Here is a 21,002-nt window from a genome sequence, read left to right on the forward strand (position 1 = left end):
CTCCCCTGCCCTCAGATATGGATGGCGTGGCCCAGGGCGCGCAGGGACGCCTCATGGAAGGCCTCGCCCAGGGTCGGGTGGACGTGGATGACGCCCGCCACATCCTCCAGCACAGCCCCCATCTCCAGCATCTGGGCGAAGCTGTTGGACAGTTCCGAGACGTGCTGGCCGACGGCCTGGACGCCCAGCAGGCGGTGGTCGGTTTTCGACGCCAGCACCCGCACGAAGCCGCCGTCGTCGCCCGCCTCGATGGCCAGGGCGCGGCCGATGGCCATCAGGGGGAAGACCGCCTGGATCACGTCGTCGCGGCCCTCGACATCGTTGGGGCCCAGGCCGGCCGAGACGATCTCCGGCTCGGTGAAACAGACGGCCGCGATGGTCACGGGATCGAATTTGCGTTCCTTGGCGCTATCGCTCGCGGCGCGGCCGCTCGCTGCTTGAGCGCGCCCGGCGATGATCTCGGCCACCACCTCGCCCTGGGCGCTGCCCTTGTGGGCCAGCATGGGTTCGCCGGTCAGGTCGCCGATGGCCCAGACGTTCTTCATGCTGGTCGCGCAGCGGTCGTCGATCTTCACGAACGGCCCGGCCATGGCCACGCCCATATTCTCCAGGCCCCAGCCCTGGGTGCGCGGGCGCCGACCGACGGTGACCAGCACCTTGTCTGCCTTCAGCTTGACCGCCTGGCCGTCCTTGTCGGTGACGTTGAGTGCGCCCTTTTCGAAGCCGCCCGCCTTGGCGCCCAGCATCAGCTTGACCCCATGCGCCTCCATCCATTTGGCGACGGGATCGGTCAGGGCCTTGTCGTAGAGCGGCAGGATGCGCTCGGCCATTTCGACCACGGTCACCTCGGCGCCCAGCTTGCGATAGGCGATGCCCAGCTCCAGCCCGATATAGCCGCCGCCGACGACCACCAGCCTGCCCGGAACCTTGTCCAGCGACAGGGCCTCGGTCGACGAAATCACATCGCCGCCGAAGGGCAGGAAGGGCAGTTCGACCGGCTCCGACCCCGTGGCCAGGATGACGTGTTCGGCGCTGATGACGATCTCGCCGTCGTCCGTCTTCACCGTGCAGGTCTTGGCGTCGGAGAAGGTCGCCCAGCCCTTGATCACCTTGACCTTGGCCTTCTTCAGCAGGCCCGCGACCCCGGCGTTCAGCTTTTTGACGATGCCGTTCTTCCACTCGACCGTCTGCTTCAGATCGACCGAGGGTTTGGACGCCGTGATGCCCAGCGTCCCGCCGTTCGCCGCCTTGGCCACCGTCTCGAACTTGTTGGCCGCATGGATGATGGCCTTGGACGGAATACAGCCGACATTCAGACACGTCCCGCCCAGTCCGTCGGACGCATCGACCAGCACGGTCTCCAGCCCCAGTTGACCGCAACGGATCGCAGCGACGTAGCCACCCGTGCCGGCGCCGATAATGAGGACTTTGGTGGTGAGGGATTGGGTCATCAGTCTGCCGCTCGTTCGAAATAGCGCTCAGGATAAAGATAGTCTTGGCCGCTCAGATCCCAGACTCGCCACATACCATGCTCCAGGTCGGGCTTGGCCCAGTAGAAATCATTCACGACAAGATGGAAAAATGACTCCGTGAGCCGAGACGATTGCCTGTCAAAGGTGAGGTATTCGGCGTTGCTGAGGCAGCGGACCCGGATCAAACCCTCAGTTGGCATTACATCCACAGCGTCGCCGGGTGCTCCAGCAGGCCCTTGATCCGCTGCACGAACACCGCCGCGTCATGGCCGTCGACGATGCGGTGATCGAAGCTGGAGGACAGGTTCATCATCTTGCGGACCACCATCTGGCCGTCCTTCACCACCACCCGTTCGATGATTTTGTTGGGGCCGACGATGGCGACCTCGGGGTGGTTGATGATCGGGGTGTGGACGACGCCGCCCAGGGTTCCCAGCGAGGTGATGGTGAGGGTCGAACCCGACAGTTCCTCACGCTTGGCGCTGCCGTCCTTGGCGGCGCCGGACACGCGGGCGATCTCCTGCGCGGTGTCCCACGGATCGCGGGCCTCGGCGTGGCGGACCACCGGCACCATCAGGCCGTTCGGCGTCTGGGCGGCGATGCCCAGGTGCACCGCCTTGTGCGTCGTCAGAACGCCGGCCTCGTCGTCATACCAGCTGTTGATCGTCGGCTGGTCCTTCAGAGCCACGACAATGGCGCGGGCGATGAAGGGCAGGACGTTCAGCTTTCCTTTGCCCGTCTTCTTGGCCTCGGCGTTCAGATGGGCGCGCAGTTCCTCCAGCGCCGTGACGTCGATCTCCTCGACATAGGTGATGTGCGGGATGCGACGCACGCTTTCGGCCATCTTCTCCGCGATCTTGCGGCGCAGGCCGATGATGCGGGTTTCGATGGTCCCCTCCGCCTTGGCATAGGTCGAGCCGGTCGATCCGCCTACGGATGAACCGCGACCGCCAGAGGCGACGTAGGCATCCAGATCTGCATGCTCGATGCGGCCGGCGGGGCCGGAGCCGGGCACGAACTGAAGCTCGATCCCCAGGTCGCGGGCGCGGTTGCGCACGGCGGGCGAGGCCAGCGGGCGCTGGTTGCGGTCGGACAGCCGCGCCTCCGAGCCCCTCCCCCTTGATGGGGGAGGGGTTGGGGCGGAGGTGACGTCGGCGGCCGGCCGGGGTGCGGTCGATGCGGGAGGCGCGGCGGATTTCTGGCTCGCGCCGCCACCCTCACCCCCCGCCCCTCTCCCATCAAGGGAGAGGGGAGCCGATGTGGAGGCGATGTTGCCCTTGCCCTCGACCTTGAAGCTGACCAGGGGACCGCCGACGGCGACCTGCTGGCCCGCCGCGCCGTGGACCGCCACGACCACGCCGGCGACGGGCGAAGTGATCTCCACCGTCGCCTTGTCGGTCATGACGTCGGCCAGAATCTGGTCCTCGGACACCGTGTCGCCCGCCTTGACGTGCCAGCCGACCAGTTCCGCCTCGGCCGTGCCTTCGCCCACGTCGGGCAGTTTGAAGACATAGTTGGCGCCGGACGCGGGCGTGGCGGCGGGGTTAGCCCCCTCCACCGCTACGCGGTCCCCCTCCCCCGAGGGAGGAGGATTGGCGGCGGCGGCATGATCTCCCCCCTCCGGGGGGAGTACCGGCGAAGCCGGGGAGGGGGGCTCGTCGGCAGAGGCATTCCCCGCCCCCTCGACCTCGAACTCCACCAGCGGCCCGCGCACGGCCAGCATCTGGCCGGGTTCGCCGTGCAGGGCGGTGACACGGCCGCCGACGGGGGCGGTGATCTCCACCGTCGCCTTGTCGGTCATGACGTCGGCGACGATCTGGTCTTCCGACACCCTATCCCCGACCTTGACATGCCAGCCGACCAGCTCGGCCTCGGCCGTGCCTTCGCCCACGTCGGGCAGTTTGAAGACATAGCGACCCATCTTATCGACCCCCGCTCATGACGGCTTTCAGGGCGTCGGCCACGCGTTGCGGGCCGGGGAAATATTCCCATTCGAAGGCGTGCGGATAGGGGGTGTCCCAGCCCGTCACCCGCGCGATCGGCGCCTCCAGATGATAGAAACACCGCTCCTGGACCAGGGCCGACAGCTCGGCTCCGAAGCCCGAGGTCCGGGGCGCCTCGTGCACGATGACGCAGCGACCGGTCTTCTTCACGCTGGCCTCGATGGTCTCGATGTCCAGCGGAACGAGGGACCGCAAGTCGATCACCTCGGCGTCGACACCGGCGTGTTCGGCCCCCGCCAGCGCCACCCAGACCATGGTGCCGTAGGCGAGGACGGTGACGTCGGCGCCCTCCTTCATGATCCGCGCCTTGCCCAGGGGTTCGACGTATTTGCCGGTCGGGACCTGGGCCAGGTCCTGGGCTTTCCACGGGCTGACCGGCTTCTCGTGCCAGCCGTCGAAGGGGCCGTTGTACAGGCGTTTCGGCTCGAAGAAGATGACCGGATCGTCGTCCTCGATGGCGGCGATCAGCAGGCCCTTGGCGTCATAGGGGTTGGACGGAATGACGACCTTCAGCCCGGCGATGTGGGTGAACAGGCTTTCGGGCGACTGGCTGTGGGTCTGGCCGCCGAAGATGCCGCCGCCATAGGGGCTGCGCACCGTGATCGGGGTGGTGAACTGGCCGCCCGAGCGATAGCGGATCTTGGCCGCCTCAGAGACCAGCTGGTCATAGGCCGGATAGATGTAGTCGGCGAACTGGATCTCGACCACCGGCCGCAGCCCATAGGTCGCCATGCCCAGGGCCGTGGCCACGATGCCCGTCTCCGAGATGGGGGCGTCGAAGCTGCGGGTCAGGCCGTGCTTCTGCTGCAGCTGGTCGGTTACGCGGAAGACGCCGCCGAAATAGCCCGCGTCCTCGCCGAACGAGAGCACGTTCTTATCCTCGGTCATCTTGACGTCGATGGCCGAGTTCAGGGCCTGGATCATGTTCATCGGCGTCACGGCCGGCGCCGTCGGGGCGTCGGATTTCGGGGCGTGGTTCTGATCGACCATGTCCGGCTCGATCCCGTCGGCGCGGTCGGCCTCGGTGAAGGTGGTTTGCTCAGCCATGGTCAGACCCCCACCTCGCGGCGCTGTTCGACCAGGCGCCAGTCCTCGGTCGAATAGACGTCCTCGAACATCGTCTTCACGCTGGGCCGCGACTGGCCCAGGGTGCCGATGGCCTCGGACTCCTTGCCGGCGGCGCGGACCTGTTCGACGGCCTCCTTCTCGGCCGCCTCATGCCGGTCGTCCGACCATTCGCCCAGGCCGATCAGATGCTGTTTCAGCCGCGCGATCGGATCGCCCAGGGGCCATTTCTCGTGCTCGTCGCCGGGGCGATAACGGCTGGGATCGTCCGAGGTCGAGTGCGGGGCGCCGCGATAGGTGACCAGTTCGATCACCGTGGCGCCCAGGTTCGACCGCGCCCGTTCCTCGGCCCAGGCGGTGGCGGCCCAGACGGCCAGGAAGTCGTTGCCGTCCACCCGCAGGGCCGGCAGGCCATAGCCCACGGCCTTGGAGGCGAAGGTCGTCTCCAGCCCGCCCGCTATGCCCATGAAGGAGCTGATGGCCCACTGGTTGTTGACGATGTTCAGGATCACCGGGGCGCGATAGACGGCGGCGAAGGTCAGGGCCGAATGGAAGTCGCTTTCGGCCGTCGAGCCGTCGCCGATCCAGCTTATGGCGATCTTGTCGTCGCCGCGACAAGCGCTGGCCATGGCCCAGCCCACGGCCTGGGGATACTGGGTGCCCAGATTGCCCGAGATGGTGAAGAAGCCGTAGTCCTTGGACGAATACATGATCGGCAACTGCCGCCCTTTGATCGGGTCGGCGGCGTTCGAATAGATCTGGTTCATCATCTCGACCAGGGGATAGCCCCGGGCGATCAGCAGGCCCTGCTGGCGATAGGTGGGAAAGCCCATGTCCTCACGCGGCAGCAGCATCCCCTGGGCCACCGCTATGGCCTCTTCGCCGGTGCATTTCATGTAGAAGCTGGTCTTGCCCTGACGGTGGGCGCGATGCATCCGGTCGTCGAAGGCGCGGGTCAGGATCATGGCCTTCAGGCCCCGCCTCAGGGTCTCGGCGTCCAGGCGCGGATTCCATGGCCCCACGGCCTGGCCCTCATCGTCCAGCACCCGGATCAGGCCGAAGGCGTGGTCCAGCATGGCATGGGGCGCGGTCGGCACCTCGGGCCGCGCGGCCACGCCGGCGGCGTCCATGCGGATGTGGCTGAAGTCCGGCGTGTCGCCGGGGCGGCCCGAGGGCTCCGGCACCCTCAACGAAAGCGGTCGCGTATTCTTCTTCATGTCCTGCCGTCCGGTTGATCCGTCCGCGTTTTCCTCGTTCCCGCGCTCTAGCACGGGCCGAATGGGAAGGCTCGCTTGAAATCGTCTTGCGTTTGACGTTTTGCAGGTATTTTATTGCGCGGCCCTGTCAAACGGAGAAACGCATTGGCTGACGAACTCGATCCCATCGACGCCCGGATCCTGGACATCCTGCAACAGGACGCGGGGCTGTCGGTCGCCGAGGTGGCGGATCGCGTCGGCCTGTCGGCCTCGCCCTGCTGGCGCCGGATCAAGCGGCTGGAGGACGCCGGCCTGATCACCAAACGGGTCACCATCCTGGACGCCGCCAAGCTGGGCCTTGAGTTCGAGGTCTATGCGATCGTCAAGCTGAACCTGCCGTCCACGGACAATCTGGATGTGTTCGAGGCCGCCGTCGCCAACTGGCCCGAAGTGGTCCAGTGCGCCACCATCACCGGGCGCGAGGACTATGTGCTACGCATCATCACCCGTGACATGCACGCCTTCGACCGTTTCCTGCGCGACAAGCTGCTGGCCCTGGGCATCGTCTCGGACTGCGAGAGCCACATCGTCACCCGCGGCGTGAAGAATGTGACCGCCCTGCCTCTTGGCATAGTGACGCCGCACGTCGGATAATCGGGTTCGGCGCCCCTCCTGCGGCGTCTGGAGGGTCTGACATGATCGAAATGGTGATCGACGCGCGCCGCAAGGACCTGGGCGGGTTCGAGGTCGGGCGCGTGCTGCCTTTCCATTCGCGCCGTATGGTCGGCCCCTTCATCTTCCTGGACCAGATGGGCCCGGCCGAGTTCGCGCCGGGATCCGAGGCGATCAACGTCCGTCCCCACCCCCACATCGGCCTGTCGACCCTGACCTATCTGTTCGAGGGCGAGATCCTGCACCGCGACAACCTGGGCTACACCCAGCCGATCCGCCCGGGAGAGGTCAACTGGATGACCGCCGGCAAGGGCATCGTCCATTCCGAGCGCACCGATCCGCTAAAGCGCAGCCAGGGCGGCCCCATGCACGGCATGCAGGCCTGGATCGCCCTGCCGGCCGAGGCGGAAGAGACGGCCCCCTCCTTCACCCACCTGGGCGAGGACGCCCAGCCTACCTATGACAACGCTGGCCTGTTCGCGCGCCTGGTGGCGGGTGAAGCCTATGGCGCCAAGGCGGCGGCCCCGGCGGCCTCGCCCCTTTTCTATGTGCACTGGGAACTGGCCGAGGGCGTCCGCACCGCCCCGCCCCCCGCGCGCGGCCAGGGCGGCATGAGCGAACGCGCCCTGTTCGTCGCCAGGGGCGAGATCGAGGTCGGCGACCACACCTTCCACGAAGGCCAGATGATCGTCCTGTCCCCCGACCACGAGCCGACGATCAAGGCCCTGCGCCCCTCCTCGATCATGGCCCTGGGTGGAGAGCCGGTGGGCGAGCGGCTGATCTGGTGGAATTTCGTTGCCTCGTCCCAGGCCCGCATCGACCAGGCCAAGGCCGACTGGAAGGCCGGCCGCATGAGCCTGCCGCACGAGGACGACCTGGAGTTCATCCCCCTGCCCGACGTCCCCGCCACCCCGGAACCTGCCCCCCAGCCGGTGAAGCCCGAGCCGACCCATCCGGTCTGACGCCCCGCTCTTGCTGGATCAAAGTCTTGAAACGCAACGGGCGGACCCGATCTAGCGGGGCATGACCGCATACTCCGTCCTTGACCTGTCCCCCGTCGTCGAAGGCGGCGACATCGCCCGCGCCCTTAGCGAGACCCGCCTCTACGCCCAGGCGGCCGACCGGTTGGGCTTCACCCGCTTCTGGCTGGCCGAACATCACAATATGCCGGGCATCGCCTCGGCCGCGACTTCGCTGGTCATCGGCCATGTGGCGGCGGCGACGGATCGCATCCGCGTCGGCTCGGGTGGGATCATGCTGCCCAATCACGCGCCCATCGTGGTGGCCGAACAGTTCGGCACGCTGGTGGCCCTGTATCCCGGCCGTATCGACCTGGGCCTGGGCCGGGCGCCGGGCACGGACGGGGCGACGGCGCGGGCGCTGCGCCGCTATTTCGACGCCGCCGACCAGTTCCCGCGCGAGGTGCTGGAGCTTCAGGCCTTCCTGGCCCCGCCGGTCGAGGGGCAGGCCGTGACTGCCTGGCCGGGCGCAGGATCCGGCGTGCCGATCTGGCTGCTGGGCTCCAGCCTGTTCTCGGCCGAACTGGCGGCGCACCTGGGCCTGCCCTTCGCCTTCGCCAGCCATTTCGCGCCCGAGCTGCTGATGCAGGCGCTGGAGGTCTATCGCCGGGGTTTCCGCCCGTCCGAGGCGTTGAAGGCGCCCTACGCCATGGCCGCGATCAATGTCTTCGCCGCCGATACGGACGCAGAAGCGCGGCGTCTGTCCACCTCGATGCAACAGGCGTTCGCCGCCGTGGTCACCGGCAAGCCCGGCCGGCTGAAGCCGCCGGTGGACGACATCGCCGCCGTCCTGACGCCCCAGCAGTTGGCGGCCGTCGACAGCCGCCTGACCCATGCCGCCATCGGCGGGCCGGAGACGGTGCGGACGAAACTGGCCGAGTTCGCCGCCACGACCGGGGTGGACGAGATCATGGTCACCGGCATGGTGTTCGACATCGACGCCCGCATCCGCAGCCTGGAGATCACGGCCCGGGCGGCGGGTCTGGCCTGACGGCCGCGCGCCTCAGCCGGCGAAACACCAGGCCAGGACCGCCTTCTGGGCGTGGATGCGGTTCTCGGCCTCGTCCCAGACCAGAGAGCGGGGGCCGTCGATGACGTCGTCGGTCACCTCTTCGCCCCGGTGGGCGGGCAGGCAGTGCAGGAAGACCGCATCGGCCGCCGCCGCCTGCATCAGGGCCTCGTCCACCTGATAGGCCTCGAAGGCCGCCAGACGCTCGTCATAGTCCTGGTCGCCCATCGACACCCAGGTGTCGGTGACCACCACATCGGCGCCCGAAACCGCTTCCTGAGGGTCGGAGGTCAGGACGACATGGTCCCCGCCCTTGGCCAGGTCCATCAGGTCGGGATGGTATTCGGCCGGACAGGCGATGGTCAGGCGGAAGCCCAGTTTCGGCGCCGCATGGATGAAGCTGTGGCAGACATTGTTGCCGTCGCCGACCCAGGCGATGGTCTTGCCCGCCACCGGGCCGCGATGCTCCTCGATGGTCAGGATGTCTGCCAGGATCTGGCACGGATGCGACCGGTCGGTCAGGCCGTTGATCACCGGCACGGTGGCGACGCGGGCGAAGCGTTCGACCTCTTCGTGGTCGTTGGCGCGGATCATCACCGCATCGACCATGCGCGACAGCACCCGCGCCGTATCCTCGACCGGCTCACCGCGACCCAGCTGCATGTCCCCGGCGTTGGCGATGATGGCGGCGCCGCCCAGCTGGCGGATGGCGGCGTCGAAGCTGAAGCGCGTCCGGGTCGAATTCTTCTCGAACACCATGGCCAGCACCCGGTCGCGGGCGGGGGCGTCGGCGTCCGGCCGCCCCTGAGGCCAGCCCCTGCGAGCCGCCTTGCGCGCATGGGCGTCGTCCAGGATGGCGCGCAGGTCGGCCGCGTCCAGCCGATGGATATCGAGGAAGTGCCGAACCATCAGGCCGCCGCCTTGGCCCGTGCCGCTTCCAGCGCGCCCTCGAACTTGCTGATGGCCAGCCGGGCCTCGTCCAGGGTCAGGTTCAGCGGCGGCAGGATGCGCACGCAGTTGTCGCCGCCGCCGGCGACCAGCAGCTGTTGCGTATCGCGCGCCAGGGCCATGAACTCGCGGTTGTTGGGGATCAGCTTGACCCCCACCAGCAGCCCCTTGCCGCGCACGTCCACGATCACGTCGGGGAAGCGTTCGGCCAGGCCGACCAGCTGCTGTTTCAGATAGCCGGCCACCTCGTTCACATGGGCCAGGGTCTCGGGCTTGGAGATTTCGGTGAAGGCGGCCAGGCCCACCGCCATGGCCAGGGGGTTGCCGCCGAAGGTCGAGCCGTGGACGCCCACCGTCATCCCCTTGGCCGCCTCCGCCGTGGCCAGGCAGGCGCCGATGGGGAAGCCGCCGCCCAGCGCCTTGGCCACCGCCATGATGTCCGGCGCCATGCCGGCCCATTCGTGGGCCCACAGCTTGCCGGTGCGGCCCATGCCGCACTGGACCTCGTCGAAGATGATCAGGACGCCGGTCTCGTCGGCCTTCTGACGCATCCAGCGCAGGGTCTCGACCGGGGTTTCACGGCACCCGCCCTCGCCCTGGACCGGCTCCAGGATGATGGCCGCCGTGGTCGGATTGTCGAACGCCGCCTCCAGCGCCGCCTGGTCGCCCCAGGTCAGCTGGTGGAAGCCCTGCATCGGCGGGCCGAAGCCTTCGGTGTAGTTCGGATTGGCCGCCGCATTGATGGCGCCATAGGTGCGGCCGTGGAAACTGCCGTCAAAGCCGTAGATGTCGATCCGCTCAGGCTGGCCGTTGGCGACATGATGCTTGCGAGCCGTCTTCAGGGCGCATTCGACGGCCTCGGTGCCCGAGTTGGTGAAGAAGACCACATCGGCGAACGACTTGTCGCACAGGGCGTCAGCCAGGGCCTCCTGGCCCGGGATGCGGAAGATGTTGGACACGTGCCACAGCTTCTCGGCCTGGTCCTTGACCGCCTGGACCAGCACCGGATTGGCGTGGCCCAGGGCGTTGGTCGAGATGCCCATGACGCAGTCCAGATATTCGGTCCCGTCACGCCCCCACAGCCGGGCGCCCTGGCCACGCTCCACCTCCAGCGGCGCGCGGTTGTAGACACCCATCAGATGGTCGGACATGTCGGTCTCCAAAAGCGAGACGGCCCCGGCGCCGGGGCGTCGGGACCGCGTTTCAAGGGGTCAGGCCTTGTCGGACTCTAGCGGGGCCTAGTCAACACCGGCGCCAAGGCGGCCGCTCTCCGAAGCTTCAGCGATCAGCTTCCTCACGGCCTCTTGCTGATCTGGCCGCAAGCACCTCAGAGGCAGGACGTGGTTTCGACTCGGCAGGACCGCGAAAATGATGCGGTCCCTCTCTTCGACGACCCTCACGACGGCACGCCAATCCAATGACTGCGTGCTCAAGGCATGCTCGATCCGCAGTCCCGTCTCATCAAGCACCCATCGGCTCGGCGCATCACCCAGAGGGGCGGCGCGTGCGGCCTTGGAAATGCGACGGTTGGCGATCAGCGACAACGCGATGACTCCGACGATCATGGCGTAGAAGCTGACCAGCAGCCACAGATTCCGATCGATGTCGAACGGCCAAAGGATCAGCGCGGCAGTGGTCACGAACGTCGCCGCGAGCCAAAGGCGCACGGCGAGTCCCCAAGTCCGCACGACGGGCCACGCGGCCAGGACCAGCCTCATTTCGTGCGGCGTCTGCCGGACATCCTCAACGACAATCACACGTTCACTCCCGATCTCGAAGCAGGACGTCGAGATTATGCGCCAGATCACCCTTGCCCATCGTCTCGACCCGCTCCAGGCCCAGCCAGGCGGCCATCCGGTTCAGTTCGGCCGCCAGCCGCGCCGCCGTCTCAGGCCTGGTCTGCTCCTCGCGCCACGCCGCCTGAACCCGCAGCACCCCCGCCTTGCGGTCGGCCTTCAGATCGACGCGCGCCGTGATCGCATCGTCCTCCAGGAAGGGCAGGACGTAATAGCCGTGGCTGCGCTTCTCGGCCGGGGTGTAGATTTCCAGCCGCACCCTGACCCCAAACAGCCGCTCGGTCCGGTCGCGGGTCCAGATCAGGTTGTCGAACGGCGACAGCAGGGCCTGGGCCGCGACCCGCCGCGGCCGTTTCGCCTCGGGCCACAGATAGGCGGGATGTCGCCAGCCGCGCACCGTCACCGGCGTCAGCTCGCCGGCCTCGACCAGGTCGCGCACGGCCTGCCGCGCCAGATCGACCGGCAGGCGGAAATAGTCCCTCAGGTCCGGCTCGGTCGCCACCCCCAGGGCCCGCGCAGACATCCGCACCAGTTCGCGGCAGGCCCGGCCTTCCGTCGGTGTCGGGGTGTCCAGAACGGCGCGCGGCAGGACCCGGTCGGTCAGGTCATAGACCCGTTCGAACCCGCGCCGGGTCTTGGTCGTGATCTCCCCGGCCCAGAACAGCCATTCCAGCGCCCGCTTGCCGTCCGACCAAGCCCACCAGCCGGGCGCGCCCCTGGGCCCTTCGGCGAAATCGCCGCCGACCACCGGCCCGCGCCGCTCGATCTCGGCCAGCACCCGCTCGATGTGATCGCGGCGTTCGCGCCCGAAGCGGGCCAGGCCGGTCCACATCTGACCGCCGCGCGCCCGCGCCATGCGCCAGCGCATCAGGGGCTGGGTCTCGACCGGCATCAGCGAGGCCTCATGGCCCCAGTATTCGAACAGGCTGGGCCTGCGCCCCCAGGCCTCGGTCTTCAGCGCCTCGCGCGGATAGGCGCCCAGCCGCGAGAAAGGCGGCAGATAGTGGGTGCGGCTGACCACATTGACGCTGTCGATCTGGATCACGCCCAGGCGTCGGGCGATGTCCTTCACCTGGCGGGCGCCCGGCGTCTCGGGTCGGGCCTTGGCGAAGCCCTGCGCCGCGAGGGCCATGCGGCGGGCGAGGTCGGCGCTGATTCCCTCGACCGCCATCCGGCCTAGCTCTTCAGCCGCCAGCCCGAGCGAAACACCGCCCAGCAGGCGACGGCCAGCAGCACCGTCAGGGCGCCGGTCATGGCCACGCCGATGGCCAGGCTGCCTTCCGAATGGACGATGAAGCCCGAACGGAAGCCGTCGATCAGATAGAAGAAGGGGTTGAAATGGCTGATGGCGGTGAACGGCTGGGGCAGGCGCTCGACCAGGTAGAAGGCCCCCGACAGGAAGGTCATCGGCATGACCACGAAATTCTGCACCGCCGCCAGATGGTCGAACTTCTCGCTCCACAGGCCGGCGAAGACCCCGACCATCCCCATCAGCAGACAGGCCGACAGGCCGAACCAGACGATGGCGAACAGGTTGGCGACATGCAGGGGCGCGAACGGCAGGACACAGACCGCCGTCACCAGTCCGACCGCCAGGCCGCGCGTCGCCGCTCCCAGCGAAAAGCCGATGGTCAGTTCCAGCGGGCTCAGCGGCGGTGTCAGGAAATCGGTCGCCGTGCCCATGATCTTGGCCTGGATCAGGCTGGAGGAGGCGTTGGCGAAGGCGTTGTTCAGCATCGCCATCATGATCAGACCCGGAGCCACGAACTCGGCGAAGGGAACACCCGCCAGCGGCGGCCGGCTGCCCTTCAGCGCCACCACGAAGACCAGCATGTAGAGCAGGGTGGTGACCACCGGCGCCGCCACCGTCTGGGCCCCCACCTTCCAGAACCGCCGCACCTCGCGCAGATACAGGGTCCGCACTCCGATCCAGTTGATGCCGTCGTAGCGGCGCGGTTGGGGCGGCGTGGCGATGTCGGTCATGGCCTGGCAGATGCCCCCTGCGGCCGGCGCACGCAAGCGGTCCGGGCCGATCCCGCGCCAGGATTCAACATCTGGATTCTGTGGACAGGCTGATTCGCATATCTTGCGGTCGTTAGGCAGTGGTTTACGATTAGTGGTGGGTCGGCGGCTCGGAAGCGGCTGCCAGGCGCCATATGTTGAATCGCTGCGCCGGGAGGGCGTCATGACCGCAGGCTGGACAGAAGACCGGGTGGGCACGCTGAAGAAGCTGTGGCTGGAAGGCCAGTCGGCCAGTCAGATCGCCAAACAGCTGGGCGGCGGCGTCACCCGCAACGCCGTCATCGGCAAGGTTCACCGCCTGGGCCTGTCGGGCCGGGCCACACCCTCGCAGCCGGCGCGCACCACCTTCCGCCCGGCGCGGCCGCGTCCGACCCCGGCCGCCGCCCAGGCCCCCTCGGCCCCGCGCCGGATCGAGGCGGCCCAGCCGCGTCCCGCCGCTCCGACGGTTCCGACGCCCATGCCCGACCTGCCGGGCACGGCCACGGTCATGACCCTGGGCGCCCATATGTGCAAATGGCCGATCGGCGATCCGTCCTCGACCGAGTTCAGCTTCTGCGGCCGCCGCGCCTCCGAAGGCGTCTATTGCGTCGAGCACGCCCGCGTCGCCTATCAGCCCCAGGTCAAGCGCGGGGGCAAGGACGGGGGCGCCGAACTGGCCCGCTCGCTGCGGCGCTACATTTAAGGGCCCTATCGCTCGCAACGCGGTCGCTCGCTGCTTGAGGGGATGTTTCTTGCCCTATCGCTCGCGACGCGGTCGCTTGCTGCTTGAGGGCGCGCGCGAAGACATCGGCCGTCACGCGGTCGTAACAGACGCTCCGTAAGGGGCGCACCTCCCCCTCGCCGGTCCGCGCAAGCGGCTGGCGAGAGTCCGGGGGCGGGGCTGCGGTTCTCCGGGTTGACGCAGCCTCGACCGCCCCTCCACCGAACATGGGCCGGCCCCGTGACCGAACCGGTCACGAACTGGCGGCGAACCGGCGTCCGCCCTCCGGGCCCGGCTGGGAGGCGGGCTGCAGGTCGGGGCCCGGAGTCTCGTCCCGGTCGGGCAGGTCAGGCGGTCCGCGCCGCAGCGGCCCGCTCCACCAGCACAGGCCCAGGGCCAGGGCCAGCAGCAGGCAGTTGCCGACAAACGGCGCCGGCTCGAGCCATTCATACAGGGCCACCCCGATCACCGGCGGCGCCAGGAAGCCCAGGCCGGCCAGCGACATCATCAGCCCGGCCACCGCCCCCTGTTCGTGCGGCTCGACCGACAGGGACGATCCGGCGGTGAAGCCGGGTCGGGCGAAGCCGACGCCCATCGACATCACCCCATAGCCGACGACGGCGCCATAATAACCGGCCCCCAGAACGCTGATGACGTTGCCCGCCAGCGCCAGGCCGGCGCCCCAACGCAGCAGGTCGCGCGGCTGCATCTTCAACAGGGGGATCAGACCCCACTGAACCATCAGCGTCCCGACGGCGCCGGCGAACATGGCGATGGCGATGAACGGTTGGGCCTGGCCGATGCTGACGCCCGAACCGGCCATTTCATCGATGACATGGAAGCCCAGGACCGAGATGTTCACCGCCTGGGCCGAGACGATCAGCAGGCCGAAAAGCATATAGTCGCGGATGCGCGGGTCCTTCCAAAGCCCGCGGCTGGCCCTGGGGGCCTTGGCGGTAGGAATGCGCACGACGCCGCCGCTGGGCAGTTTGCGCCAGACAACCACCAGCACGGCCGCCGCGATCAGGGCGAAGGCGTAGAGCGGCCCCGCCAGTCCGACGATCGGCAGGACGAAGACCGGCGCCAGGACCGGCCCGATCACCGTGCCCAGTCCCTGGGCCGAGGCCAGCAGCGACATGGACTGGGTGCGGGTCTGGGCCGTGGTCCGGTCGGCGACATAGGCCTGGGACGCCACCGGGGCGGCCGAGCCGAACAACCCATAGACCCCGCGCGCCGTCGCCATCAGGCCGAAGGCCACCAGGGGCGCCAGCCAGCCCTCCAGCCCCGCCGTGGCCGCGACGCCGAAGCCGGTCATGGAGACGATGAAGCCGCCCAGTCCGATCATCATCACCCGCTTGCGCCCCAGCCGGTCCGACAGCCGCGCCCAGAAGGGCGACACCAGGGTCCAGATCAGGGCCGACAGGGCGAAGGCGCCGGCCACCAGGGTGTCGACCAGGCCGAACTGCCGCCCGATCGCGGGCAGGACCGACTGCAGCCCCATATTGCCCGCCGAAGCGATCAGGCTGACGGCGAACAGGATCATGAAGGCGGACGAGGTCGGTCGCATGGTCCCGACTTTGGCGGCCTTCCCGCCGAAAGCAACCTCAGCCGGCGGTCTTCAGCCGGTCCAGCACCGTCTCGATGACCCGCCGATAGACCCGGGCCAGGGCCTCGATCTCGGCCACAGGCGCGCGCTCGTCCACCTGATGCATGGTCTGGCCGACCAGGCCCAGCTCCAGCACCGGCGCCATGGCGCGGATGAAGCGGGCGTCCGAGGTGCCGCCGGTGGTCGAGGCCTCCGGCCGACGCCCGGTCTCGGCCTCGACCGCGTCCTGCACCGACGTCACGAAGGGTCCTATGGGGGTCAGGAAGGCCTCGCCGGAACACAGGTGCTCCAGGGTGATCTGAAGCCCCGACGCCGCCTGTTCGGCCCCCGCCTCGCGGTTCAGCCAGTCGATCAGGCCGTCGCCCGTCTGGGCCGGGTTGAAGCGGATGTTCAGGCGCGCCGTCGCCTCGGCCGGGATCAGATTGGTCGCCGGATTGCCCACGTCGATGGTGGTGATCTCCAGGTTCGACGGCTGGAACTCGGGATAGCCATCGTCCAGCACATGGGCATCGAGACGCGCCAACAGCCGCGCCAGAACCGGAACCGGATTGGCCGCCCGGTCCGGATAGGCGACGTGCCCCTGTTTGCCGCGCACGGTGATCCAGCTGTTCAGCGAGCCGCGCCGCCCAATCTTGATCGTGTCGCCCAGGGCCTGCTGCGACGACGGTTCGCCGACCACGCAGGCATCGATCACCTCGCCCTCGGCCCTCAGGGCCTCGACCACCCGCTTGGTGCCGTGCAGGGCCGGGCCTTCCTCGTCCCCGGTGATCAGGAAGGACAGGGAACCGGCCGGTTCGCCCTCGGCCAGCAGTTGCGACACGGCCGCGACCCAGGCGGCGATCCCGCCCTTCATGTCCACGGCGCCGCGGCCATAAAGGACGCCGTCGCGCACCTCGGCCTCGAACGGCCCGGCGGTCCAGGCGGTCTCGGCCCCGGCCGGCACCACGTCCGTATGGCCGGCGAAACACAGGTTGGGGCCCACCGTCCCGCGCCGGGCATAGAGGTTCTCGATCCCCTCGAACGGCAGGCGCCGACAGGCGAAGCCCAGGCCGGTCAGAATCCGTTCCAGACTGTCCATGGCGCCGGCGTCCGCCGGGGTCACCGAGGGCCGGCGGATCAGGTCGCGGGTCAGGTCGACGGGATCGATGATGACGCTCATGGACCTATGCTTTAGGAGGAACCTCCCCGCGCGAGAAGAGCCATGCCCCGGATCGACATCGACGCCGCCCCGACCGGCCACGGGACATCCTATCCCGAACCGTTCGACGCCCCGTGCCGGGCGCGCCGCCGCTGGCGGCTGGGTGATGCGGCCGGGCTGAGCCAGTTCGGGGTCAATCTGCTGAAGCTGCCGCCCGGCGCCTGGTCCAGCCAGAGACACTGGCATGTGCATGAGGACGAGTTCGTCTGGGTCGTCTCCGGCGAGGTGATCCTGATCGAAGACGGCGGCGAGACGGTGCTGACGGCGGGCGATTGCGCGGGTTTCAAGGCCGGCGTTCCCAACGGCCACAGGATCGAGAACCGATCCGACGTCGAGGCCGTCGTGCTGGAAGTCGGGACGCGCACGCCCGGCGGCGACGGGGCCGACTATCCCGACATCGACATGGTCCTGCCGGTCGGCGGCGACCGCTATTTCCACCGCGACGGAACGCCCTACCCCAAACATGACCGACGCACCTGAGGCGCCCGCCCCGATCACCCCGTCCGTGGCCCAGGCGGCCCACGACCCGCATGGCGACAACCCCTGGCGCCTGAACGATTTCCGCCTGCTGTGGGGCGGGCGGCTGACCGCCGTCCTGGCCATCCAGGTCCAGTCGTCCGCACTGTTGTGGCAGGTCTATGAGATCGCCCGGCGCGACCATCCGATCGAACAGGCCAGCCTGTATCTGGGCCTGGTCGGCCTGGCCCAGTTCATCCCGCTTCTGGCCCTGACCCTGCCGGCCGGAGAGATGGCCGACCGGCGCGACCGCAAGACCACCGTGGCCGCCTCCATCGCCGTCGAGGGCCTGTGCGCCCTGGCCTTCCTTGGCATGGCCCTGCATGGGGCGCCGCCCCTGTGGGGCCTGCTGGCGGTGGCCTGTCTGTTCGGGGCCTGCCGCGCCTTCCTGGCCCCCGCCAGCCAGGCCTTCCTGCCCATGGTGGTCGGCCGCCGGGGCCTGCCGCGCGCCATCGCCGCCCAGTCGATCGCCTTCCAGACCGGGGCCATCGCCGGCCCGGCCCTGGGCGGGGTCATCGTGGGGGTGTCGACGCCCCTGGCCTATGGCGTCGCCCTGGCCATGTTCCTGTTCGCCCTGATCGCCTTCCTGCTGATCCGGACCAGCGGCCGGCCCCAGACGCCCGAGGCCGCCGCCGGTCGCTGGCAGGCCGTGCGCGAGGGGCTGAAATACGTCTGGACCACCAAGGTTGTCCTGGGCGCCATCTCCCTGGACCTGATCGTGGTGCTGTTCGCGGGGGTGGCCCTGCTGACGCCGATCTTCGCGCGCGACATCCTGCATGTGGGGCCGCAGGGGTTCGGCCTGCTGCGCGCCGCCTTCGGCGTCGGGGCCCTGTCGATGGCGGTCTATCTGTCGCGCTTCCCCATCGTGCGGCGCGGCGGACTGTGGATGTTCGGGGCGGTGGCCCTGTTCGGCATGGCCACCCTGACCTTCGGCCTGTCCAAGGCGGTGTGGCTGAGCGCCGCCGCCCTATTCGTCGGCGGAGCGGCCGACATGGTCAGCGTCAACATCCGCCAGACCCTGATCCAGCTGTCGACGCCGGACGGGATGCGCGGGCGGGTGTCGTCGGTGTCGATGCTGTTCATCGGCGCCTCCAACGAACTGGGCGAGGCCTATTCCGGCCTGGTGGTCCGCATCCTGGGCCCGGTCGGCGCGGCGGTGTTCGGGGGGTTCGGGGCGCTGGCGGCGACCGGGCTATGGGCGGCGATGTTCCCGGCGCTGAGGAAGGCGGATCGGCTCAGCTAGGCGGTGGTGGTCCGAACGCATTTGTTCCGGGGTCACCAGTCTGCCAGGTCGGTGATCCGCGCCAACCCGTGAAAATACCGGCCAGGAAGGGTAGCGCGGCGATGCCGAGAATGCACAGATGCATCCATTGAGGCAGGTCCGGCGCGAAGACCAGAACGGCGAGCGGGGCCAGGAGAAGGGTAGCCACGAGCAAGCCCCTGGCCAGTTCGTGACGCGCGTGGCGACCGACGTCATGCAGGCGCCTTACATAGGCCGCGAACAGGATGAACATGGCGATGGGGACGCAGGCGAACGGCGCTACCGCTAGCAGACTGGGCGCCCCGGTGATCAGCGTAGCCAACCCACGGCGGCCAGCAACAGGATCCGACGCTCCAGACGCATGTGAGCCGGTCGGCTCAGGCGTCCTTCGAAGCTGAAGATTCCGCCCGACACGATCCGCCCCTCACCACGGCCTGAAGTGCTTGCTCAGCTTCAGCCCCTGTCTCTGATAGTGGCTGCCGCCCTCGCCATACAGGCGGGTCGGTTTCTCGGTCAGGGGCTCATAGACCAGACGGGCGACGATCTGTTCGTGCTCCAACAGGAAGGGGGTGTCGTGGGTCCGCACCTCCAGCACGCCCTTCGAACCCGCCCCATGCGCCTCGTCCGTGCCGAAGCCCGGGTCGAAGAAGCCGGCGTAATGCACCCGGAACTCACCCACCGAGGGGTCGATGGGCGTCATCTCGGCGGCCTGATCGACCGGGATCTCCACCGCGTCCGAGGACGCCAGGATGTAGAACTCGCCCGGGTCCAGCAGCAGTTCGCCCCGGCGCAGCGACAGGGGCTCCCAGAAGTCGCGCGGATCGTGGCCGTCGATATTGTCCAGGTCGATGACCCCGGCGTGGCGCCGCCCGCGGAAGCCGACGACATCCCCGCCCTGCAGGTCCACCCCGACGCTGCGGGTCTCCAGCTTGGGCGGCTCGCCCGCCTTCAGCCGCAGCTGGTTCAGCCGCGTGCCCGGCCGCACCAGGATGGAGAAGGTCTGGGGCGCGATCTCCAGATACAGCGGCCCCTCATAGCCTTCGTCCACGTCGTCGAAACTGGCCCCCGCGTCGGTCAGCAGTCGCACGAAGACATCGACCCGGCCGGTCGAGCTCTTGGGATTGGCCCGCGCGATCAGGCCCCGCGGCAGCTTCAGCCGCTCCTGCAGCCGGGCGATATAGACGCAGCCCTTCTCCAGCACCACGCCGCCCGACAGGTCGATGGCGTGCATGGCCACGTCGGCGATCCTGTCCTCGACCTTGCGGCGGCCGGGCAGGAAGCTGGCCCGCACTCGCCAGGCGGTGTCGGACAGGCGCAGGTCCAGGCTGGCGGGCTGAACCTGGTCGGCGTCGAACGGCGTCTCGGCGGTGATCGCCCCGCCGGCGATCAGGGCTTCGATGGACTGGCAGGGCAGGATGCCCGGGCGGCTGGAATGAAACACGTGCATCAGGCCCGTTTACACGGTTTCGGCGGCTTTCACGCCCCCTTGGTTCGCGTCTGGCGCGGACCGGCTTGACGCGGCGGATGCAGCGGCGACCATGGCCCCATGAACAATGATCCCGCCTATGAGGCCGAGACCGAGGGCGTGCGCGTGCGCGTGCGCCCCAGCTATCTGGCCGGCCAGTCGGACCCCGAGGCCGGGCGCTGGGTCTGGGCCTATCAGGTCGAGATCGAGAACCGGCGCGAGACGGCGGTCCAGCTGGTCGCCCGCCACTGGATCATCACCGACGCCCGCGGCCAGGTCGAGGAGGTGCGCGGGGCCGGGGTGGTCGGCGAACAGCCGGTGATCCAGCCGGGCGATCGCTACGCCTACGCCTCGGGCTGCCCCCTGCCGACCCCGTCCGGCGGCATGGTCGGCAGCTACGCCATGACCGACGCCGAGGGGCGGGTGTTCGAGGCGGCCATTCCCGCCTTCAGCCTGGACGTGCCGGGCGCGCGGCGCATCCTGAACTGATCCGGCGACGCTGGAACCGGCCGCGCGCGACCTCTAGACTGGCCCGGTCATGAGCGTCGCCTTCACCCGCGAGGAAGATCTGGAAGCCACGGCGGCCGACCTGCCGGACCGGCCGGTTTCGCCGCATCCCAACTGGGTCACGGCCGAGGGCCTGGCGGCGATAGAGGCCGAACTGGCGGCCGCGCGGGCGGCCTATGCGGCGGCCCAGGCCCGGGGAGAGATCGACGCCGACCGCACGGCCATGGCCCGGGCCACGCGCGACCTTCGCTACTGGTCGGCGCGCCGGGCCTCGGCCCAGCCGGTCGAGATCGCCCCGGACGGGCGCGTCCGCTTCGGCGGCTCGGTCACCATCGAGCGCGAGGACGGCCGGCGCCGGACCTGGCGCATCGTCGGCGAGGATCAGGCCGATCCTGCGGCCGGCAGCGTCAGCCACGTCTCGCCCCTGGCCGTCGCCCTGACGGGACGCCGGGCCGGCGATGAGGTCACGGTTGCCGGACGTCCGGTGCTGATCGTCGCGGTCGACACATGATCCGCCCGTCCGATGCGGCCCGCCGCCGTCTTCCGC

General features: G+C 69.0%; 21 protein-coding genes. 8 read left to right on the forward strand and 13 right to left on the reverse strand.

From position 1 onward, the window contains the following. Window positions 1-11 precede the first annotated feature (11 nt). From lpdA to KF910_RS07820, 4 genes are all read right to left on the reverse strand, one after another. Window positions 12-1,451 (reverse strand): dihydrolipoyl dehydrogenase, encoded by a 1,440-nt coding sequence (lpdA, locus tag KF910_RS07805; protein ID WP_292260209.1) that lies wholly within the window; start codon window positions 1,449-1,451, stop codon window positions 12-14. A gap of 220 nt (window positions 1,452-1,671) precedes the next feature. After that, window positions 1,672-3,393 carry a 2-oxo acid dehydrogenase subunit E2 gene (locus tag KF910_RS07810; protein WP_292260211.1) on the reverse strand — a complete coding sequence of 574 codons (1,722 nt, stop codon included), beginning with the start codon at window positions 3,391-3,393 and terminating at the stop codon, window positions 1,672-1,674. Window position 3,394: 1 nt separating this feature from the next. After that, entirely contained in the window at window positions 3,395-4,465 is a 1,071-nt protein-coding gene (locus KF910_RS07815; RefSeq protein ID WP_416354690.1) for an alpha-ketoacid dehydrogenase subunit beta, read from the reverse strand. A gap of 59 nt (window positions 4,466-4,524) precedes the next feature. Beyond that, window positions 4,525-5,757 (reverse strand): thiamine pyrophosphate-dependent enzyme, encoded by a 1,233-nt coding sequence (locus KF910_RS07820; protein ID WP_292260216.1) that lies wholly within the window; start codon window positions 5,755-5,757, stop codon window positions 4,525-4,527. A 144-nt stretch (window positions 5,758-5,901) separates the two neighbouring features. Between KF910_RS07820 and KF910_RS07825 the strand changes: the two genes are divergently transcribed. The 3 genes from KF910_RS07825 (at window position 5,902) to KF910_RS07835 (ending at window position 8,418) form a co-directional block, all read left to right on the forward strand. Continuing rightward, on the forward strand, window positions 5,902-6,390 hold the full coding sequence (locus tag KF910_RS07825) for an Lrp/AsnC family transcriptional regulator (protein WP_292260219.1): 489 nt from the start codon (window positions 5,902-5,904) through the stop codon (window positions 6,388-6,390). Between the two features lie 41 nt (window positions 6,391-6,431). Next, entirely contained in the window at window positions 6,432-7,370 is a 939-nt protein-coding gene (locus tag KF910_RS07830; RefSeq protein WP_292260221.1) for a pirin family protein, read from the forward strand. A gap of 61 nt (window positions 7,371-7,431) precedes the next feature. Next, window positions 7,432-8,418, forward strand: coding sequence for an LLM class flavin-dependent oxidoreductase (locus tag KF910_RS07835; protein WP_292260224.1), 987 nt, complete (start codon window positions 7,432-7,434; stop codon window positions 8,416-8,418). A 12-nt stretch (window positions 8,419-8,430) separates the two neighbouring features. Here the strand turns inward: KF910_RS07835 and argF are convergent, their stop codons facing one another. The 5 genes from argF to KF910_RS07860 form a co-directional block, all read right to left on the reverse strand. Further along, complete coding sequence (argF, locus tag KF910_RS07840) at window positions 8,431-9,345, reverse strand: ornithine carbamoyltransferase (RefSeq protein ID WP_292260227.1); 915 nt, start codon at window positions 9,343-9,345, stop codon at window positions 8,431-8,433. Beyond that, window positions 9,345-10,535 carry an aspartate aminotransferase family protein gene (locus KF910_RS07845; RefSeq protein ID WP_292260230.1) on the reverse strand — a complete coding sequence of 397 codons (1,191 nt, stop codon included), beginning with the start codon at window positions 10,533-10,535 and terminating at the stop codon, window positions 9,345-9,347. The genes argF and KF910_RS07845 overlap by 1 nt, the downstream gene beginning before the upstream one ends. Window positions 10,536-10,622: 87 nt before the next feature. Further along, a complete protein-coding gene (locus tag KF910_RS07850) occupies window positions 10,623-11,102 on the reverse strand; it encodes a YcxB family protein (RefSeq protein WP_292260233.1) in 480 nt (159 codons plus the stop codon). A gap of 43 nt (window positions 11,103-11,145) precedes the next feature. Continuing rightward, window positions 11,146-12,351: a winged helix-turn-helix domain-containing protein gene (locus KF910_RS07855; RefSeq protein WP_292260235.1), complete on the reverse strand. Its 1,206-nt coding sequence runs from the start codon at window positions 12,349-12,351 to the stop codon at window positions 11,146-11,148. Between the two features lie 5 nt (window positions 12,352-12,356). Continuing rightward, the gene (locus tag KF910_RS07860; RefSeq protein WP_292260238.1) at window positions 12,357-13,163 is read right to left on the reverse strand and encodes an ABC transporter permease; all 807 of its coding nucleotides are present in this window, start codon (window positions 13,161-13,163) and stop codon (window positions 12,357-12,359) included. A 202-nt stretch (window positions 13,164-13,365) separates the two neighbouring features. Between KF910_RS07860 and KF910_RS07865 the strand changes: the two genes are divergently transcribed. Beyond that, window positions 13,366-13,884, forward strand: coding sequence for a GcrA family cell cycle regulator (locus KF910_RS07865; protein ID WP_292260241.1), 519 nt, complete (start codon window positions 13,366-13,368; stop codon window positions 13,882-13,884). A gap of 271 nt (window positions 13,885-14,155) precedes the next feature. Here KF910_RS07865 and KF910_RS07870 read toward each other — a convergent pair whose 3' ends face one another. Beyond that, on the reverse strand, window positions 14,156-15,469 hold the full coding sequence (locus KF910_RS07870) for an MFS transporter (protein WP_292260244.1): 1,314 nt from the start codon (window positions 15,467-15,469) through the stop codon (window positions 14,156-14,158). Between the two features lie 37 nt (window positions 15,470-15,506). Beyond that, window positions 15,507-16,667, reverse strand: coding sequence for a succinyl-diaminopimelate desuccinylase (dapE, locus tag KF910_RS07875; RefSeq protein WP_292260247.1), 1,161 nt, complete (start codon window positions 16,665-16,667; stop codon window positions 15,507-15,509). 42 nt (window positions 16,668-16,709) lie between these two features. Here dapE and KF910_RS07880 point away from each other — a divergent pair, with 42 nt between their 5' ends. Both KF910_RS07880 and KF910_RS07885 read left to right on the forward strand, forming a co-directional pair. Then, complete coding sequence (locus KF910_RS07880) at window positions 16,710-17,186, forward strand: cupin domain-containing protein (protein ID WP_292260249.1); 477 nt, start codon at window positions 16,710-16,712, stop codon at window positions 17,184-17,186. Then, window positions 17,170-18,465 (forward strand): MFS transporter, encoded by a 1,296-nt coding sequence (locus tag KF910_RS07885; protein ID WP_292260251.1) that lies wholly within the window; start codon window positions 17,170-17,172, stop codon window positions 18,463-18,465. Before KF910_RS07880 ends, KF910_RS07885 begins: the two co-directional genes overlap by 17 nt. Here the strand turns inward: KF910_RS07885 and KF910_RS07890 are convergent. Both KF910_RS07890 and KF910_RS07895 read right to left on the reverse strand, forming a co-directional pair. After that, entirely contained in the window at window positions 18,458-18,736 is a 279-nt protein-coding gene (locus tag KF910_RS07890; RefSeq protein ID WP_416354688.1) for a hypothetical protein, read from the reverse strand. The two genes, KF910_RS07885 and KF910_RS07890, sit on opposite strands and share 8 nt — an antisense overlap. A gap of 171 nt (window positions 18,737-18,907) precedes the next feature. Continuing rightward, entirely contained in the window at window positions 18,908-19,930 is a 1,023-nt protein-coding gene (locus KF910_RS07895) for a 2'-deoxycytidine 5'-triphosphate deaminase (RefSeq protein WP_292260256.1), read from the reverse strand. Window positions 19,931-20,029: 99 nt separating this feature from the next. Here KF910_RS07895 and apaG point away from each other — a divergent pair, with 99 nt between their 5' ends. After that, window positions 20,030-20,437 (forward strand): Co2+/Mg2+ efflux protein ApaG, encoded by a 408-nt coding sequence (gene apaG, locus KF910_RS07900; RefSeq protein WP_292260259.1) that lies wholly within the window; start codon window positions 20,030-20,032, stop codon window positions 20,435-20,437. Window positions 20,438-20,486: 49 nt separating this feature from the next. Then, entirely contained in the window at window positions 20,487-20,966 is a 480-nt protein-coding gene (gene greA, locus KF910_RS07905) for a transcription elongation factor GreA (protein WP_292260262.1), read from the forward strand. Window positions 20,967-21,002: the final 36 nt, after the last annotated feature.

This window comes from Brevundimonas sp., assembly GCF_019636155.1.
Classification (GTDB): domain Bacteria; phylum Pseudomonadota; class Alphaproteobacteria; order Caulobacterales; family Caulobacteraceae; genus Brevundimonas.